Consider the following 17,137-nt stretch of genomic DNA (forward strand, 5'->3'; position numbering starts at 1 on the left):
GCATCTTCCATATACACCACACCATCAATCTCAGGCGCATCAGCTTTAGTACGCCCTATCGCCTCAATATTACCTTCAGAGTCTTGCACAATCTCATCAACCAACACGGTTTGAATACTACCAATTTTGTTGTGCAGTTTAGCTGCACTAATACGCTCTTGCACTGCCATAAAACGGCTTAAACGTTCTTGCTTTAATTCTTCTGGCACTTGGTCTGGCAGTTCATTGGCCTTTGCACCATCAACAGCAGAGTATGCAAAACAGCCTACTCTATCCAATTGTGCTTCTTCCAAGAAATCCAGTAGCATTTGGAAGTCATCTTCGGTTTCACTTGGGAAGCCGGCAATAAAAGTGCTTCTTACCGTAATATCTGGGCAGATTTCACGCCATGCTTTAATGCGGGCTAGGTTATTTTCGGCGTGCGCTGGGCGCTTCATGGCTTTTAAAATACGTGGACTAGCATGCTGAAATGGCACATCCAAGTAAGGCAGAATCAAACCGTCCGCCATTAATGGAATCACTTCATCCACATGCGGATAAGGGTAAACATAGTGCAAGCGCGTCCAAACGCCTAGGTCACTCAAGCTTTGGCAAAGCTCAGTCATGCGCGTTTTCACTGGGCGACCATTCCAAAAGCCTGGGCGATATTTAACGTCTACGCCATAGGCCGAAGTATCTTGTGAAATCACTAAAATCTCGCTGACGCCTGCTTTGACTAAATTTTCAGCTTCGTTTAACACTTCACCAATCGGGCGACTTACTAAATCACCACGCATACTAGGGATAATACAGAAGCTACATCGATGGTTACAGCCTTCTGAAATCTTTAAGTACGCGTAATGGCTTGGTGTTAAGCGTATGCCCTGTGGTGGCACCAAGTCAATAAAAGGCTCATGCAATTTTGGCAAATTAGCATGCACAGCCGTCATCACTTCTTCTAGCGCGTGCGGGCCTGTTACCGCTAGCACGCTTGGATGTGCCGCTTCTACCACGCCTTTTTTTGCACCTAAACAGCCCGTGACAATGACCTTGCCGTTTCTGTTAATCGCTTCACCAATCGCATCGAGCGACTCTTCAACCGCACTATCAATAAAGCCGCAGGTATTTACCACCACCAAATCGGCTTCTTCATAACTGCCTGAAATCTCATAACCTTCGGCACGCAATTGGGTGAGAATGCGCTCTGCATCTGAGCCCGCTTTAGGACAACCGAGAGAGACGAAACCAACTTTTGGATTTGATAAACTCATTAATACCAACCATTCTTAAAAATAAACCTATAACGGGTAACTGAATTGAAATTACGCACTACTCAAGAAAAACATGTGCGATAAAAATCGTCGCGATACCAATCGAAATTAAAAGCACTTGAGCAATAGTCGCTTTTAATTCGGTGCGTTTGTGCAAGCCCGGAATCAAATCTGCCACTGCCACGTACAGCAAACTCGAGGCTGCTAGCGCTAGAATAATCGGAATCCAACTTTGTACATGTTGCAATGCAAAATAGGCGATTAAACCACCCACCATGGTCGCCACGCTGGAAACCAGATTGAATACTAAGGCCTGTTTTTTGCTATAGCCGGAATGCAATAAGATTAAAAAGTCGCCAACTTCTTGCGGAATTTCATGGGCGATAATCGCCAGTGAAGTGACCACACCGAGCTTGATATCAGCGGTAAAAGCAGCGGCGATTAAAATTCCATCGATAAAATTATGAAAAGTATCACCTATCATAATCATTAAACCACTGCGACCGCCATCATGGGTGTGGTTGTGACTATGGCCAAGCAATACGGAAGGTTGTTGCGTAGCTACCGCTTTATATTTCTTACCATTATTTGCCAATTGGGTTCCTGGATGCGCAACTGGACAATTTTCTTCAGAATGCAGCGCATGCACTTCACAATGATCGCCATGGCAATGGCGCCAAATTACTAGTTTTTCTAGTACGAAAAACAATAATAGACCAAGTAGCAAGGTTGCAGAAACCTTCTCCACACTGCCTGCAATACTGAAGGCGTGCGGTAAAATCTCTAAAAAAACCGCACCCAACATCGCGCCAATGGCATAACTGACCAGCATGGGCACCCAAGTTGTACGCACACTAAGTGCAAATATAGCTGCCAATGAAACGCTCAGCACGCCACCCAGCAGACTCACTGAGATAATCCAGCTAAGCACAGATAACGGCGCGTTGGTAATAGCAAGGTTTAACATAAATTTTCTGGATTCAACTTAATTAAGGCGAGTTTCAATTAGCAAGTCTAAACGCGCTTACAAAATGTGTATTATAAACGAGCAATGTCCTAGCCGTAATTTATTGCATGCGAAAAGCAATCATCAACCCAATGTTAGATTAAATTTAAAGCCACAATTAAGACATGATAAAAAATACCCTGCGCATGCCTGCCATGTTTATCGGCCATGGCAACCCAATGAATGCGATTACGGAAAACCCCTACCGCGACGCTTGGCAGGCATTAGGCAAAACATTGCCGCGACCAAGCGCAATATTGTGTATTTCGGCCCATTGGCAAACGCAGGGTAGCAAGGTAAATGTAGCTGATTTCCCTCAAACCATTCATGATTTTGGTGGTTTTCCAGCCGAATTGTTTGCTCAACAGTATGCGGCACCTGGTGCAGCAGCGTTTGCAAAAATAGTCTGCGAATTATTTCCAGCTAATACCATCACGACTACCCAAGATTGGGGCCTAGATCATGGAGCATGGACAGTATTACAATCGCTTTTTCCCAAGGCAGATGTGCCAGTTTTTCAACTCAGTTTAGATTTGAATTTAGATTTTTCAGGGCACTTCAAGCTGGCAAAACAGTTGACTAGCTTGCGTGAGCGAGGCGTGATGCTGATTGCTAGCGGCAATATTGTGCATAATTTAGCAAAATTAAATAGACTAGGCACGACCCCAGAATGGGCAACTCACTTTGACCAATACATTAAAAATGCACTGGAATTACACGATGAAAATGCCTTGTTGCACATTGCCCAAGCAGGCGATTGCGCAAGGCTAGCGGTGCCAACCGATGAACATTATTTACCTTTGTTATACATTGCTGCTGTGTGGCACCCAGAGGATAAAATGCGATTTTTAACGGATAATTTTGATTTAGGTTCTTTAAGTATGCGCAGTGTTATTTATCAGTAACGCTTATTTAACTGGCAAGCCAAATCAAGCTGGCCATGCGCCCTGTGGCGTTATCACGCCTAAATGAAAAAAAACGAGCTTCATCGGTATAAGTACAAAAGTTTTCATTGATGCTGCCGCCATAAATTTGCGTAACGCTTAGATTATTTAAACGTTGGCGAGCGATTGTATAAATATCCCCTAACCATTTGTTGCCGTTAGCTTTAAAAGCAGTTTCAGCCTGTGCATCTTTTGCAATAAATTGCTCCCTAACCTCATCACCTACTTCAAAAGCTTTTGGGCCAATAGCAGGGCCTAGCCAAGCGAGAATCTCTCTTTTATCAACAGCGAGCTTGTTCACAGCGGCCTCAATCGCGCCATCGCACAAACCACGCCAACCAGCATGTACCGCAGCAACTACCGACCCAGATTTGTCGCAAAGCAGCACAGGCAAACAGTCTGCAGTCATCGTCACGCACACCACATTCGGCTTGGTAGTGAAAGACGCATCTGCATTCTGCAAGCAACTACTTTTAGCGGCGTCAATTACTTCAACACCGTGCACCTGATTTACCCAAACGGGTTCGCTGGGTAAATAGAGGCTGAGTAATTGGCGATTCTTCGCCACGGCAATCGGGTCATCATTGACGTGTGCACCTAAATTCAAACTTGCATAAGGCGCATGGCTTACACCGCCAATACGCGTAGTTTGCAGTGCCTTTACATTTGCTGGGGCAGGCCAATTGGGGATAATAAAATTTAACTGAGGCATGACTTTACTCTTCATCTTCCAGTTCTATATCTTCATCTTCATACTCGTCATCGTATTCGTAATCTTCATCGGCAAGATAGGGCTCAGAACTAAACTCAAACTGCTCTTCATCCTCATTCTTGGGGTCTTCATGACGCATTGCTTCCAGCAAGGCTTTCATATCATCTGCCAGCTCGATTTGCCATTCGATAAACTCATTGGTCGCTGGGTGTATTAGGCCAAGTTTAATCGCATGTAAGGCTTGTCGATGAAATCGACTCACTTCATCACGTAAAGTTTGCGTCATCACACGAATCGGTATAATGCCGCGAAAGCCGTAAACGGGATCACCCACAATCGGCGCTTTTAAAAACTGCATGTGCACACGAATTTGATGGGTGCGGCCTGTTTCTAAATTACAACGCAAATAAGTTTGTACTGAAAAGCGCTCTAAAATCTCGTAACGTGTAATGGCAGGTTTACCCATGCGGTTAATAGCCATTTTAGTGCGCGAACGTGGGTCGCGGCCAATGGGTTGATCAACGACACCATTACGCCATAACTGCCCCCACACAATGGCCCGATATTCACGCTTTACCGTTCTCGCTTGCAATTGGCGTACCAAGTTTGTTTGTGCTTCAAGCGTTTTTGCCACCACCAGCAAGCCGCTAGTTTCTTTATCCAAGCGATGCACGATACCTGCACGCGGCACATCTTTGAGTTGTGGGGCATGAAAGAGCAAGGCGTTGAGCAAGGTTCCAGTCCAATTACCAGCCGCCGGGTGCACCACCATGCCAGCAGGTTTATTAATAACAAGAATATGATCATCTTCAAATACAACATCCAGCGGAATATCTTCTGCGACAAAGGCTTGCAGGTCGGGTTTACTTTGCACGTTCACAATAACTGACTCGCCTCCCCAAACTTTGGTTTTAGCGGTGCTTGCGGCATTATCCAGTGTGACCAAGCCTTCTTTTATCCACGTTTGCAGGCGTGAACGTGAATGCTCTGGTAGCATACGTTGCAAAGCTACGTCGAGGCGCAGACCACCTAAATCATGTGGAATCGTTAGCTTAAGTTCATTGTTAAGAGTTTGTTGAGTAGCGTCTATCATCGGTTATAATTATCATTCATTCTTAAAGGTGGTTTTGGCATGAAGTATATCTTAATTTTAATGTTTGCCTTGTTAATCAATGGTTGTGCGATATTCGGTAGCCCAACAGAGCTTGATGATACTAAAGGTCTAACCGCAGAACGCATTTACCAATTAGGTGAAGAGAAAATGCGCGATAAAGATTATGATAAAGCCATTGTCTATTTTGGCAAGCTCGAGTCACGTTATCCCAATGGTCGCTACGCCGCTCAAGCCCAGCTTGAAACGGCCTACGCACACTACAAAAAACAAGATCCCGTACTAGCCGTTGCAGCGGCTGACCGCTTTATAAAATTGCATCCAAATCACCCCAATGTCGACTACGCCTACTATCTAAAGGGCTTAGCGGTATTCAATGAACGCGGTGTGATTGAAAAACTCACTAAACAAAAAATTAGCGACCGTGACCCGCGTGCATTGCGTGATTCTTTTGTAACCTTTAAAGAACTAGTTTCACGCTACCCGAATAGTCGCTATGCAAAAGATTCCACACAACGCATGGTTTATCTGGCGAACAGTTTAGCCGAACACGAAATCGATGTAGCACGATATTACATGAAGCGCCAAGCCTATCTCGCTGCTGTCAATCGCTGCAAGTACGTGTTGGAATACTTTCCACAAACTCCTAGCGTAGAAGAATCCTTAGTTATTATGATTAGTGCTTATGATTTAATGAGCTTAGAAGACCTGAAAAACGACACTTTGCGTATTTTACAAACTAACTACCCCAACAGCCCTATGCTCGGCAAAGGTGTACCAAGCGATGAACGCGTATGGTGGAAGTTCTGGGAAGGACTGCTCTAATTCGAAGCTACAGCAATGTCCGCTTTATAAAACTAGCTTAGATGACTAAAACTAAATTTGCGAATCTGAGTCAACTTCAAACGAGACCAATGAAACGATTGAAACGATGACCCGATACTTCAACAAATTACCAGGATATACAAATGCACCTTCTGGGCTTGAGTGGGTATTGTTGAAGAAAATACCAAGCATCTTCATTATAACTAGCATCATTCCATGCGCCGTCATGCTCAATCTGTATTTGAGTAATGCCCTATTAAATGGCGAGCAGCTAAAAACAATCTACCTATGCCTAGGCCTGTTGTTTAGCATCTCGTTTTTTGTAGGGGCCGCGGCCATCGGCTGCGTTGTCGTTATCATTATGAAAGGGCCAGCTTATGTGGCTGACCCTTATGAATTACCCATCGAAAATAAAAATCTTGAAAAATTCCCGAATCTGTAGATTCTAAAACTATCTAAATAGTCCTGCCTGTCTATAGCAGGCTATATCAAACTTTGGCCCCTTACTTTCTTTTTGCGCCTCTATCTTTATCTTCAACCACTTTTTTCGCTTTTAATTCAGCACGATGCGCCGTTTTACGGCGGCGCATGCTCACTATCCCTTCGCCTGGCTTACGTTTATCTTCATCCTCAGCGAATGGGTTAGCTCCTTGTTTGTACTGGACGCGTAAGGGCGTACCAGAAAGCTGGAATGTTCTGCGAAATGTTTTTTCTAAGAATCTAGTGTAAGCATCTTTAACACCATCGACATGGTTGCCATGAATCACCACAATAGGCGGATTACTGCCGCCTTGGTGGGCGTAGCGCAGTTTGGGACGAATGCCTTTGCTAATGGGTGGTTGATGCTGTTGCAAGGCATCAATCAGTACGCGCGTAAGTTGTGGGGTAGAGAGTTTTGCAAAGGCCGCTTTAAAAGCGATATCGACCGATTTAAACAGTTCAGGCAAGCCCTTTTTGCGTAAGGCTGAAATGTAATGAAACTCCGCGAAGTCTAGGAACATTAATTTTCGATCAATTTCGCGTTTAATCCAATCACGTTCTTCTTCTTTTAAGCCATCCCATTTATTAATCGCCACCACTAACGCACGACCTGCATCCAGAATATATGCTGCCACGTGGGCATCTTGCTCGGTAATGCCTTCTTGGGCATCCACCACCAAAATTACCACATTAGCTTCTTCAATAGACTGTATGGTTTTAATAACAGAGAATTTTTCAATCGCTTCTAATACTCGGCCACGTTTACGCACACCCGCTGTATCAATCAAGGTGTAATGCTTACCATTTTTTTCTAAATCAATCGAGATTGAATCACGCGTTGTGCCCGGTTCATCAAATGCAATCACGCGTTCTTCGCCAAGTAATGCGTTAACTAAAGTTGATTTACCTACGTTTGGACGGCCTACAATCGCCACTTTAGGAATTCGTTCGCCTCTTTGGTCCAACTCTGGCTCTTCTTCCACTTCATGAAAGCTCTCAAGCGCCAAGTCAATAATATCTTTTACGCCTTCACCATGCGCAGATGAAATTGATAACGGATCACCCAAACCAAGCTCGTGGAATTCTGCGCTGACAACTGCCTTATTCATGCCTTCGGTTTTATTTACCGCAAGCAATACTGGACACTTGCTTCTGCGTAAGCGGTTAGCAATCTCCATGTCTTGCGGCGTGGCACCTTGACGGCCATCTACAAGAAAAATAATGACATCCGCTTCATCAATCGCCAATAGCGTTTGAACAGCCATGGCTTTAAGAATGCCGCTGTCCGTATTGGGCTCAAAACCACCCGTATCCACCACCAAATAAGGCTGGCTCGCGCCTATACCGCGACCATAGTGACGGTCACGCGTGAGCCCTGGCAAGTCCGCAACTAAAGCGTCACGGCTTTTGGTCAGACGGTTAAATAAGGTGGATTTGCCGACATTGGGTCGGCCAACCAAAACAACGGTGGGTAACATACGAGCCTTCTAAATTTTTTGAGCGAACGCGCTCAATGGCTAAAGCGTATTAAAACAATCGCTTAAATTGACAATCCGCTAATCAGAGAATCATTTAACTTGGATTGCATAAACTCCGCCATCACGTGTTTGTGCTAACACGGTATTGCTATTGATATGCGCCATTAATGGCATAATCGGACTATTGTCAGTTTTAATTCTTGAAGCCAATGCACCATCATCGCGGCTTAGAAAATGCACATAACCTTCTAAGTCACCCACGGCGACCAAGTCACCTAAAGACACAGGTGCAGTTATTTGCCTGTTTTTTAACGCGGCTTGTCGCCAAAATGTTTTACCTGTTGTGTAATCAAGCGCATAGATCGAACCAATAGAATGTGAAACAAATATGCGGCCATCTTCAATATTTAAACCAGATAAACTGGAAATATCACGATTCCAAATCACGCGTCCTGTTGTTCGATCAACCGCAGCCACTCTGCCCTGATAGGCCACAGCATAAACCAAAGGGCCATCGACTACAGGCAAGCTAGTAATATCTGCGATACGCTCAATTTCGGTAACCCCTTTCGGTTGGGCAACGGAAGCTTCCCAAAGAATTTTGCCATTATCTGCGCGTATTGAAACAAGCTTGCCACCACCATAACCTGCATATACTGCGCCGCTGTCTACCACCAAGCCAGCGCTGCTCCGCAAGGTAAGCGCCGGGCTGGTGCGATCATAAACCCATTTTCGACTTCCATCTTCGGCATTGATACCATAAATTCGACTATCGCCTGTCCGTGTAATCACTACGCCATCAAAATATTTAGGTGCACTTAAAATCTCACTGCTAAGTTTAGATTTCCAAAGTAATTTACCTGCAATGTCGTATGCATACAGCACGCCTTTTTGTGTTCCAACCACAACTAGGCTGCCACCTACACCCACTCCACCAGAAAGCTTTTCACCCGTTTTTACGCGCCAAATTTGATTGCCGTTCGTTACATCTAATTTAACAATTTCACCACTGGCACTGGTGGCATAAGCATAACCAGCTTCAACTACGGGTGAGAAATCAAAATCTTCTGCGGAGCCTACTTTGGCTTGCCACAATAATTTACTTGTAGAAGTTGGTTTAAATTCTACTAACGGGTCGGGTGCATCGGCTAGCTCGCGGCCAAAAATCTTATTTGACACACTCTCTTTCAAATCACCAATCGTGCTACATCCAGTCAATACCGCTAGGCATATGACTGCAAGCAGATTCAAGCTCAGTTTCTTATATTGATATAATTTATATTGGTGTAAAAACAATGCATGCTCCATGCTTATTTTAGAAAGTTACAAATTGCATTTAAACAACGTGATTAGCCTAATGCTTCTAGTTTTTGCTGCGTGATAGCACGGTATTTACCTTGTGGTTCCAATTTCAACAGCGCTTCCTGGTAGGCTACTTTAGCCTCTGCACTTTTACCTTGAATCACTAAAATATCACCTTTAAGGTCAGCAAACAACCCATCAAAACCTGCATCGTGTTTCGCGTTCAGAAGTGTTAGCGCAGCCTCATAGTCTTTTTCTTCAGCCAAGATATTCGCCAACTGCAAGCTAGCTAAGGCACTTACAGAAGTCTCTTTCGCATTTTTGTTCGCCCATTCCAATTGTGCTTTGGCACTTTTAATGTCATTGGCTTCGTAATTTGCTTTGGCTGCAAATAAGGCAGCACGACCAGCATAAGGTGTGGCGCCGAATTTTTCTATTAATACGGCCGATTTAGCTTGTATTGATTTAAGATCTTTTTCCTCGGTCACCAGCAAATCCTGATACTGAGTAGACGCTTCTACAGCCAGTTTATTTTGATAGATGTGCCAACCTTGATAGGCTGCATATGCCACCAACAGGCCGATAACCAAAGTGCTAATCAACTTGCCATTTTGTTTCCACCAGGCTTTTAATTCATCAATCTGTTCTTGCTCTTCTAAATCGTATGCCATTGCTTTTCCTAATATTTTCTAAACTATTTTATTTAATCAAAACGTTAAGCTTTCGTTGCTTTTTTACCGGGTATCGCTGCAAGCAGGTTCTGCGTGTATTCATGTTGAGGAAATTGATAAATCTCTTCAACATCGCCCTGCTCAACAACTTTACCTTGATTCATCACCACAATATCATCGGCAATATGCCTCACCACGCGTAAATCATGGCTAATAAACACATAACTTAATGCCATTTCTGCTTGTAACTCTTTAAGCAGTAACAATATCTGTGCTTGAATCGACACATCAAGTGCTGAAACAGGCTCGTCACATACAACAACCTTAGGTTGCAACACTAATGCCCGCGCTATTCCCACACGCTGGCGTTGCCCGCCAGAAAACTCATGCGGGTACTTTTGCATATCAGACTCAGTCAAGCCAACACGCTTTAACATGGTAATAACACTTTTTTGTTGCTCTGCAGGACGGCCAATCTGATGAATCAGCAAGCCTTCACCTACAATCTCACCCACTCGCATACGCGGATTAAGTGATGCGAATGGATCTTGAAAGACCATCTGCAAGTTTTTACGTACTGCACGTAAATCGCGACCACTTAGTTTTGCTAGATCCTGACCTGCAAAAAGTACTTCTCCGCTGTCTAAGGGTTGTAATTGTAACAGACATCGTGCCAACGTGGATTTACCACTGCCAGATTCCCCTACCACGGCGAGTGTTTTGCCTTGCGTTAAACGAATGCTCACATCATCTAAGGCTTTAACCAAAGTGGTGCTAAAACCAAATTTACCACTACGCTGGGTATAGGTTTTGACCAAATGATTAGCTTGCAGTATAAGCGCACTCATGCAGCATTCTCTAACCAGCTATAATCAATTGGCTTCAACGGCTTTTTACCTTCAGCATCTGGCACACAGGCTAGGAGGGCTTTTGTATAAGGATGTTGCGGATTTCCCAGCACTTCAACTTTAGTACCTGCTTCTACAATCTCACCTCTAAACATCACCACAACATCATCCGCGATATCAGCCACCACGCCAAAATCATGCGTAATAAACAGCATTCCCATATTCATGCGGGTTTTAAGTTCATCTAACAACTTCAATATTTGCGCTTGCACCGTCACATCCAACGCTGTGGTTGGCTCATCGGCAATGAGCAATAGTGGCTCACAAGCAATGCTCATGGCTATCATCACGCGCTGCCGCTGCCCGCCTGATAGTTCATCCGGGTAACTATTAGCGCGACTTGGCGGAATACCGACCATGCTTAACAAACTAGACACTTTCACTTTTAAAGCCTCGCCTTTAAGGCCAAGATGCGCAGTTAAACTTTCACCGATTTGGTAACCCACTGTGAGCACTGGATTAAGTGAAGTCATCGGCTCTTGAAAAATCATGGCAATTTTAGCACCACGAATTTTACGTAAGCTTTCATCATCCAATTTGCTTAAATCTTGCTCGCCAGATTGACCATCATTAAACAAAACTTGACCTGTGACCAACTGCAACTGTTTAGACATTAAACCCATCACAGATAAGGCCGTCAAACTTTTTCCACTACCTGATTCCCCCACCACACAGGTGGTTTTTCCCGCCTTAATGCTCAAGGTCACATCATTGACCAATAATCGAGATAACGCTTTTTTAGGCGCAATGCTCACCTGCTTAAGTTGCAATAACAGATTAGCTTTATTCATGGTGACGGCCATTTATTTAAAAAGTTTTCTGAATTAATTTTTGTTTTCGATTAAATACTGAATAGCTGTTTCCAAGTCATATTTCTGCTGCTCACCTTTTACTGTCGCTAGCATCGGTTTTAATACAATCTGATTATTAGCAACCTCATCGTCACCCAAAATCAAGGCAAATTGGGCGGCGCTTCTATCCGCTTTTTTCATTTGCGATTTAAAACTACCGCCTCCCGCATGCAATACGACTTGGATGCCAGCATTGCGCAATTGCTCGGCAATGGTAAAAGCCGCTTGTTCTGCCTGCTCACCCACATTCACCAAATACACATTAGGCGAGTCATTTGCAGTAATTCCATATTCTTGCATTAACAAAAATACACGTTCTAAGCCAATACCAAAGCCACATGCAGGGGTTGCATCGCCGCCCAATCTTTCTACCAAAGCGTCATAGCGACCACCGCCAGCAATGGTGCCTTGCGCGCCTAGCTTTGTTGTAACCCATTCAAATACAGTACGATTGTAATAATCTAAACCACGCACCAATCGCGCATTCACAATATAAGCCACACCAGCTGCATCTAACAATTTACACAGACCATCAAAATGCGCGCGCGTTTCATCACCCAGGCTATCTATTAATTTTGGTGCGGCTTCACACATGGCTTGCATGCGTGGATTTTTACTGTCTAGAATGCGTAATGGATTAGTATGCAAGCGTCGTTTAGCGTCTTCATCCAGCAAATCAGCATGCTGCTCAAAATAAGCAATCAGCACATTGCGATATGCAGCACGCTCATGCGCATCGCCTATGCTGTTGATTTGTAGTTGTACATCGGTAATGCCTAGCTCACGCCACAGGCGGGCCAGTAGCACAATCTGTTCTGCATCTACTTGTGGACTATCAAAACCAAACGCTTCGACACCGATTTGGTGAAATTGGCGCTGACGTCCTTTTTGCACATTCTCATGGCGGAACATGGCGCCACTGTACCACAAACGCACTGGGCCATTGTAGGTAAGATTACTCTCAACTACAGCACGCACACAGCCCGCTGTACCTTCTGGCCGCAGGGTCAATTTATCGCCATTAAGTGCATCTTCCCAAGCATACATTTCTTTTTCAACAATATCGGTATGCTCACCCACAGAACGCACAAATAAATCAGTGGATTCAACCAAAGGCATACGAATATTTTTGTAGCCGTACTGGGCTAATACGCGGCGGGCAGTATCTTCCAGCTTAAACCACAAAGGCGTAGCCTCAGGCAAAATGTCATAAAAGCCCTTAATACTTTGAAACTTTTGGCTACTTTGAATCTTTTGGTCGCTTTGTAATTTATTGCTCATGAAAGTCAAATTCTTAATTTAGTGTACGATTTGTATTGATTTACCGTTAATTTAATTAACGGATTGAATAGGAATGGTTTTATGCGTTGCTTTGGCTTTTGCATAACTAGCGCGCAACTTACCACCTTCGGCATAATTTTTTTGCACGTAATTTTCTACTATCGACTGAAACTCTTGGGCGATGTTATCACCTTTAAGTGTCACGGTTTTTTCGCCGTCTACAAACACTGGCGCCACTGGCGTTTCGCCAGTGCCTGGCAAACTAATGCCAATATTAGCCAATTTAGACTCGCCCGGACCATTCACCACGCAGCCCATCACTGCCACATTCATATTTTCAACACCCGCATATAAGCCGCGCCACACCGGCATTTGCCTGCGTAAATAACTTTGAATCTGCATTGCAAGTTCTTGAAAATACGTGCTAGTGGTTCTACCGCAGCCAGGGCATGCTGTCACTAGCGGAGTAAATGAACGTATACCCATAGTTTGCAAAATCTCTTGCGCCACGATAACTTCTTTAGTCCGCGACTCATTGGGTTCTGGCGTAAGACTCACTCGGATAGTATTGCCGATGCCTTGCTGTAGCAACAAAGCAAGCGCTGCTGTTGAGGCCACAATGCCTTTTGAACCCATACCAGCTTCAGTTAAGCCTAAGTGCAAGGGGTAATCGCTACGCGTAGCGAGTTCAGCATAGACTTTGACTAAATCTTGCACATTGCTGACTTTGCAAGAAATAATGATTTGATTGGGCGATAAGCCTATTTCTACAGCTTGTGCGGCACTTTCAAGCGCTGATTGTATCAAGGCCTCGCGCATTAGCGCGTCAGCTGATAAAGGTTCAAACAGCTTGGCGTTATCATCCATCATCTGCGCCATTTTGGCTTGATCTAAGCTGCCCCAATTAACACCAATACGCACTGATTTTCTATACTGAATGGCAGCTTCTATCATGGCGGCGAATTGCTCATCGCGCTTAGAGCCTTTGCCCACATTGCCTGGATTGATGCGGTATTTGGCTAAAGACTGCGCACAATCTGGGTAAGCCGCCAGTAATTTGTGACCGTTATAATGAAAATCACCCACTAATGGCACATTACAACCCAAGGCATCTAAACCTCGCCGAATATTGCCTACTTGCGCGGCGGCCTCTGGCGAATTGACGGTGATACGCACCACCTCAGAACCGGCCTGCCACAACTCAAAGACCTGGTTAATCGTCGCTTGTGCATCGGCAGTATCGGTGTTCGTCATGCTTTGCACCACAACTGGGCTAATAAGAGTGCCTGCTAGACCACCACCCACCGGCACATGGCCAATCATGACTTGCAGCGTTTTACGCGGCTGTTTAAGTAAAGACAAACTCACCAATTACTCCAAAGTGACGCGCGCAACATTGCTTTTCGTGTTGGTGGTCAAATCGACTGGCTGCCCTAAAAAATTTACTTTGGTCGCTTTGGCATTACCAATCAACATTTTAAAGGGCGGCAAGCCGTTAAAACCATCTTCACCATTGGCTGGCAACATTTTTTCAAAAACCACTGCCCCAGTTTTATCGGTAACACGCACCCAGCTTTGCTCACTTGCCGAGATGGTTACACTCTTGACAGCCGAAATTGAATTATCTGCCTTCAAGCCACTTGCGCTTGAATTACTTGTGCTTGAATTATTAACAGTCAACGGCTCATTTGAAGCTGCCTTTGTACTGGTAGGGACAACTGAATTACGCGCAGCGTTTTCTTTTAAAGTATTGAAGTCGACGCTCGCTTCTTTTTCCTTAGACGCGCTTTGCGTTTGCGCGCTATTCTCTGCGGCCTTGTCGGTAGGCAAAACATTAGCTTCCGTTGAAACTTCAGCGACAACATCTGCACTTTTAGCAATGTCTGTTTCAGGCAATCGTTCGGCTGCGGGTAAAGCCAATTCCGGCAAAGCAAGTATTTGTTCAGGCACAGCATTTGTTGGGTTACTTTTCACCAATTCAGTCGTATTTTCGGCAGGCTTTACCGATAGTTTCGGCAGATAATTGCTATATAAAAACCAAACTAAAGCTAAAAAAATCGCTAAAACAGCTGCAATAAAAAATTTAAATTTTAACTGGCTATTTTTACTTAATAATACCTGATGGGAAGAGGTTTGCACGTTTAAGGCACTGGGCAGATCTTCAGGCACGCGTGTACGGTAGCTGGCAAGCAATGGCTCTGCATCAAGCTCTAGTAAACGCGCATAATTACGAATAAATCCACGTGTAATCATCGGTTGCGGCAAACTCAAAAAATCATCATTTTCTAAAGCTTCAATTTGCTTCACACTTAGCCGCAGATTATTTGAAACATCTTTTAGCGCAAGTTTTTTAGCATTTCTAGCCGCAACCAATGTAGCACCCAACGGTGAAAAGCCAATCTGGCAAGACGCTGAATTAGCCGCCTCTAATGTAGAATTAGTCACTTCATCACTCACGATTCACCCCACCCAGTAGTAACTTAGTTTGTTCAGAATCTGGAAATTGTCGTCTTAACTGCAGCGCGTAGCTTGCCTCTGCATCTTTAGCGCCAACTGCGCGTTCAATTTGAATCGCCAGCCATAACACTTCTGGCCCAGGCCTGTTTAGCAGGACATTTTGTAAGGTTCTTTTTGCCGTCACCGCATCGTTACGTTTAAACTGAATCGAAGAAAGTTGATAGGCCGCCGCCTGTGATAAGGGTTCTAGCTGCAATGCTTTTTGCAAATAAGTTTCAGCGTCCACGCTATTTTTTTTGCGTATAGAGCAAATCGCGGCATTGGTGTAGGCCATGGCAGGCGTTGCATACAAGGGGTTTTTAACCGCCGCTAAAAATTCAGTAATGGACTCGTCGAATCTATTTTTGCCGCATAAAAAACTACCGTAATTATTATGCGCTTCAGAATTAAGCGGCTCCAACTGAATCGCCTTTCTAAAATTCTCATCGGCCAATTCATCTTTACCCAGTTGCGCATTGACTAGGCCAAGGCCGTTATAGGCTGAGGCAAAGTTAGGGTCAATCTTGGTTGCAACAGTGAATTCTTCCAGTGCAATTTCCCACTGCTTTTGCTGAAAATAAGCTGCGCCCAAATCAGTGTGTGCACGTGCACGTGATTTTTGCGTCTCAAGTTCTTTTTCCTGCAGTTCTGGGCTTGCGCAACCCATGCCAATTAAACTCACCAAGCACAGCAAAACACTTAGTTTATTAATTTTCGAACCTATTGTAATTAATGCATTTGGATTCATAGCAAATCTCATTAAATCGCTTCAATTGGAATTCTATTCAACGTGCGTTTGGTTTTATCCAGCACTTTACCAGCAAGCTGGCCACAAGCCGCATCAATATCCTCACCACGCGTTTTGCGCACTGTCACTACATAACCTGCTTGCATTAAAATATCACGAAATACGCGAATATGGCTGGCTTTTGAGGTGTCATAACCACTGTTAGGAAATGGATTAAATGGGATTAAATTGAATTTGCAAGAAACGCTTTTCACCAAATCCAGCAACTGATGGGCATGCTCAACCGTATCGTTCACGCCATCCAGCATCACATATTCAAACGTCACAAAATCCCGCGGTGCTTTTTCTAAATAGCGATTACATGCTGCCATTAATTCTTTAAGCGGATATTTTTTATTAATCGGCACAATCACGTCGCGAAGCGCATCATTTGGCGCATGTAAGGAAACTGCCAAAGCCACAGGACAATCTTCTTTCAGTCTGTCCATGGCTGGCACCATGCCACTGGTGGAAAGCGTTACGCGGCGGCGACTTAAGCCATAGGCATTATCGTCCAACATGATTTGCATAGCGGTGACTACGTTATCGTAGTTAGCCAATGGCTCGCCCATGCCCATCATAACTACATTACTGATGATACGATCATTTGCCGAAAGCAAATCGTATCCACTTTCTTGCCTCAGTGATTGGTTAGCAATGGCTAGCTGGCCAATAATCTCTGAAACACTTAAATTTCGGTTAAAGCCTTGACGGCCAGTACTACAAAACGTGCATTCCAATGCACAGCCTACTTGGCTAGAAATGCACAAAGTACCGCGATCATCCTCAGGGATAAACACGGTTTCAATGCTATTAGCTGTATCTGTACCAATCAGCCATTTGCGCGTACCGTCATTAGATATTTTCTCCAATTGCACGGTCGGCAAAGTGATTTCTGCTTGAGTGACCAATTTCTCACGCAAGACTTTGGCAATATCGGTCATCTGCTCAAACTCATGCACACCAAAGTGATGCATCCAGCGCATCAACTGCTTGGCGCGAAAAGGCTTTTCGCCTTGTTCGGCAAACCATTGC

General features: G+C 44.4%; 17 protein-coding genes. 3 read left to right on the top strand and 14 right to left on the bottom strand.

The window, feature by feature from the left end; genetic code table 11:
* Both rimO and HOO90_RS01095 read right to left on the bottom strand, forming a co-directional pair.
* The coding region (rimO, locus tag HOO90_RS01090; RefSeq protein ID WP_292838588.1) for a 30S ribosomal protein S12 methylthiotransferase RimO at positions 1 to 1,250 on the bottom strand (1,250 nt) is incomplete at its 3' end.
* A gap of 58 nt (positions 1,251 to 1,308) precedes the next feature.
* Positions 1,309 to 2,217 (bottom strand): ZIP family metal transporter, encoded by a 909-nt coding sequence (locus HOO90_RS01095; protein ID WP_292838590.1) that lies wholly within the window; start codon positions 2,215 to 2,217, stop codon positions 1,309 to 1,311.
* Between the two features lie 164 nt (positions 2,218 to 2,381).
* Here HOO90_RS01095 and ygiD point away from each other — a divergent pair, with 164 nt between their 5' ends.
* Complete coding sequence (gene ygiD, locus HOO90_RS01100; protein WP_292838592.1) at positions 2,382 to 3,161, top strand: 4,5-DOPA dioxygenase extradiol; 780 nt, start codon at positions 2,382 to 2,384, stop codon at positions 3,159 to 3,161.
* Positions 3,162 to 3,168: 7 nt separating this feature from the next.
* Here ygiD and pgeF read toward each other — a convergent pair whose 3' ends face one another.
* Both pgeF and rluD read right to left on the bottom strand, forming a co-directional pair.
* Positions 3,169 to 3,912: a peptidoglycan editing factor PgeF gene (pgeF, locus tag HOO90_RS01105; RefSeq protein WP_292838594.1), complete on the bottom strand. Its 744-nt coding sequence runs from the start codon at positions 3,910 to 3,912 to the stop codon at positions 3,169 to 3,171.
* A 4-nt stretch (positions 3,913 to 3,916) separates the two neighbouring features.
* Entirely contained in the window at positions 3,917 to 5,005 is a 1,089-nt protein-coding gene (gene rluD / locus HOO90_RS01110; RefSeq protein ID WP_292838596.1) for a 23S rRNA pseudouridine(1911/1915/1917) synthase RluD, read from the bottom strand.
* A gap of 39 nt (positions 5,006 to 5,044) precedes the next feature.
* On the opposite strand from rluD, the gene HOO90_RS01115 reads away from it, so the two are divergent.
* Both HOO90_RS01115 and HOO90_RS01120 read left to right on the top strand, forming a co-directional pair.
* Entirely contained in the window at positions 5,045 to 5,848 is an 804-nt protein-coding gene (locus tag HOO90_RS01115) for an outer membrane protein assembly factor BamD (RefSeq protein ID WP_292838598.1), read from the top strand.
* 106 nt (positions 5,849 to 5,954) lie between these two features.
* The gene (locus HOO90_RS01120) at positions 5,955 to 6,290 is read left to right on the top strand and encodes a hypothetical protein (RefSeq protein WP_292838600.1); all 336 of its coding nucleotides are present in this window, start codon (positions 5,955 to 5,957) and stop codon (positions 6,288 to 6,290) included.
* Between the two features lie 61 nt (positions 6,291 to 6,351).
* Here the strand turns inward: HOO90_RS01120 and der are convergent, their stop codons facing one another.
* The 10 genes from der to rlmN form a co-directional block, all read right to left on the bottom strand.
* Complete coding sequence (der, locus tag HOO90_RS01125) at positions 6,352 to 7,806, bottom strand: ribosome biogenesis GTPase Der (protein ID WP_292838602.1); 1,455 nt, start codon at positions 7,804 to 7,806, stop codon at positions 6,352 to 6,354.
* 90 nt (positions 7,807 to 7,896) lie between these two features.
* On the bottom strand, positions 7,897 to 9,114 hold the full coding sequence (gene bamB, locus HOO90_RS01130; RefSeq protein ID WP_292838604.1) for an outer membrane protein assembly factor BamB: 1,218 nt from the start codon (positions 9,112 to 9,114) through the stop codon (positions 7,897 to 7,899).
* A 41-nt stretch (positions 9,115 to 9,155) separates the two neighbouring features.
* Positions 9,156 to 9,779, bottom strand: a complete 624-nt coding sequence (locus tag HOO90_RS01135; protein WP_292838606.1) for a tetratricopeptide repeat protein — start codon at positions 9,777 to 9,779, stop codon at positions 9,156 to 9,158.
* A 44-nt stretch (positions 9,780 to 9,823) separates the two neighbouring features.
* Positions 9,824 to 10,627, bottom strand: coding sequence for an ATP-binding cassette domain-containing protein (locus HOO90_RS01140; RefSeq protein WP_292838608.1), 804 nt, complete (start codon positions 10,625 to 10,627; stop codon positions 9,824 to 9,826).
* Complete coding sequence (locus HOO90_RS01145; RefSeq protein WP_292838610.1) at positions 10,624 to 11,478, bottom strand: ABC transporter ATP-binding protein; 855 nt, start codon at positions 11,476 to 11,478, stop codon at positions 10,624 to 10,626. The genes HOO90_RS01140 and HOO90_RS01145 overlap by 4 nt, the downstream gene beginning before the upstream one ends.
* 33 nt (positions 11,479 to 11,511) lie before the next feature.
* Complete coding sequence (hisS, locus tag HOO90_RS01150) at positions 11,512 to 12,819, bottom strand: histidine--tRNA ligase (protein ID WP_292838612.1); 1,308 nt, start codon at positions 12,817 to 12,819, stop codon at positions 11,512 to 11,514.
* Positions 12,820 to 12,870: 51 nt separating this feature from the next.
* Positions 12,871 to 14,190 carry a flavodoxin-dependent (E)-4-hydroxy-3-methylbut-2-enyl-diphosphate synthase gene (gene ispG, locus HOO90_RS01155; protein WP_292838614.1) on the bottom strand — a complete coding sequence of 440 codons (1,320 nt, stop codon included), beginning with the start codon at positions 14,188 to 14,190 and terminating at the stop codon, positions 12,871 to 12,873.
* Complete coding sequence (locus HOO90_RS01160) at positions 14,191 to 15,276, bottom strand: RodZ domain-containing protein (RefSeq protein ID WP_292838616.1); 1,086 nt, start codon at positions 15,274 to 15,276, stop codon at positions 14,191 to 14,193. It lies immediately after the preceding gene.
* Positions 15,269 to 16,063: a type IV pilus biogenesis/stability protein PilW gene (pilW, locus tag HOO90_RS01165; RefSeq protein ID WP_292838618.1), complete on the bottom strand. Its 795-nt coding sequence runs from the start codon at positions 16,061 to 16,063 to the stop codon at positions 15,269 to 15,271. The genes HOO90_RS01160 and pilW overlap by 8 nt, the downstream gene beginning before the upstream one ends.
* Before the next feature lie 11 nt (positions 16,064 to 16,074).
* On the bottom strand, positions 16,075 to 17,137 hold a 1,063-nt coding region (gene rlmN / locus HOO90_RS01170), incomplete at its 5' end, for a 23S rRNA (adenine(2503)-C(2))-methyltransferase RlmN (protein ID WP_292838620.1).

The sequence above is a fragment of the Methylotenera sp. genome, from assembly GCF_013141425.1.
GTDB lineage: Bacteria > Pseudomonadota > Gammaproteobacteria > Burkholderiales > Methylophilaceae > Methylotenera.

Coding starts and splice junctions, on each gene's coding strand:
- HOO90_RS01120 (WP_292838600.1), top strand. CDS start 5,955: ATGACCCGATACTTCAACAAATTACCAGGATATACAAATGCACCTTCT.
- ygiD (WP_292838592.1), top strand. CDS start 2,382: ATGATAAAAAATACCCTGCGCATGCCTGCCATGTTTATCGGCCATGGC.
- HOO90_RS01140 (WP_292838608.1), bottom strand. CDS start 10,627: ATGAGTGCGCTTATACTGCAAGCTAATCATTTGGTCAAAACCTATACC.
- HOO90_RS01135 (WP_292838606.1), bottom strand. CDS start 9,779: ATGGCATACGATTTAGAAGAGCAAGAACAGATTGATGAATTAAAAGCC.
- HOO90_RS01095 (WP_292838590.1), bottom strand. CDS start 2,217: ATGTTAAACCTTGCTATTACCAACGCGCCGTTATCTGTGCTTAGCTGG.
- der (WP_292838602.1), bottom strand. CDS start 7,806: ATGTTACCCACCGTTGTTTTGGTTGGCCGACCCAATGTCGGCAAATCC.
- hisS (WP_292838612.1), bottom strand. CDS start 12,819: ATGAGCAATAAATTACAAAGCGACCAAAAGATTCAAAGTAGCCAAAAG.
- pgeF (WP_292838594.1), bottom strand. CDS start 3,912: ATGCCTCAGTTAAATTTTATTATCCCCAATTGGCCTGCCCCAGCAAAT.
- rluD (WP_292838596.1), bottom strand. CDS start 5,005: ATGATAGACGCTACTCAACAAACTCTTAACAATGAACTTAAGCTAACG.
- pilW (WP_292838618.1), bottom strand. CDS start 16,063: ATGAATCCAAATGCATTAATTACAATAGGTTCGAAAATTAATAAACTA.
- HOO90_RS01115 (WP_292838598.1), top strand. CDS start 5,045: ATGAAGTATATCTTAATTTTAATGTTTGCCTTGTTAATCAATGGTTGT.
- HOO90_RS01145 (WP_292838610.1), bottom strand. CDS start 11,478: ATGAATAAAGCTAATCTGTTATTGCAACTTAAGCAGGTGAGCATTGCG.
- bamB (WP_292838604.1), bottom strand. CDS start 9,114: ATGGAGCATGCATTGTTTTTACACCAATATAAATTATATCAATATAAG.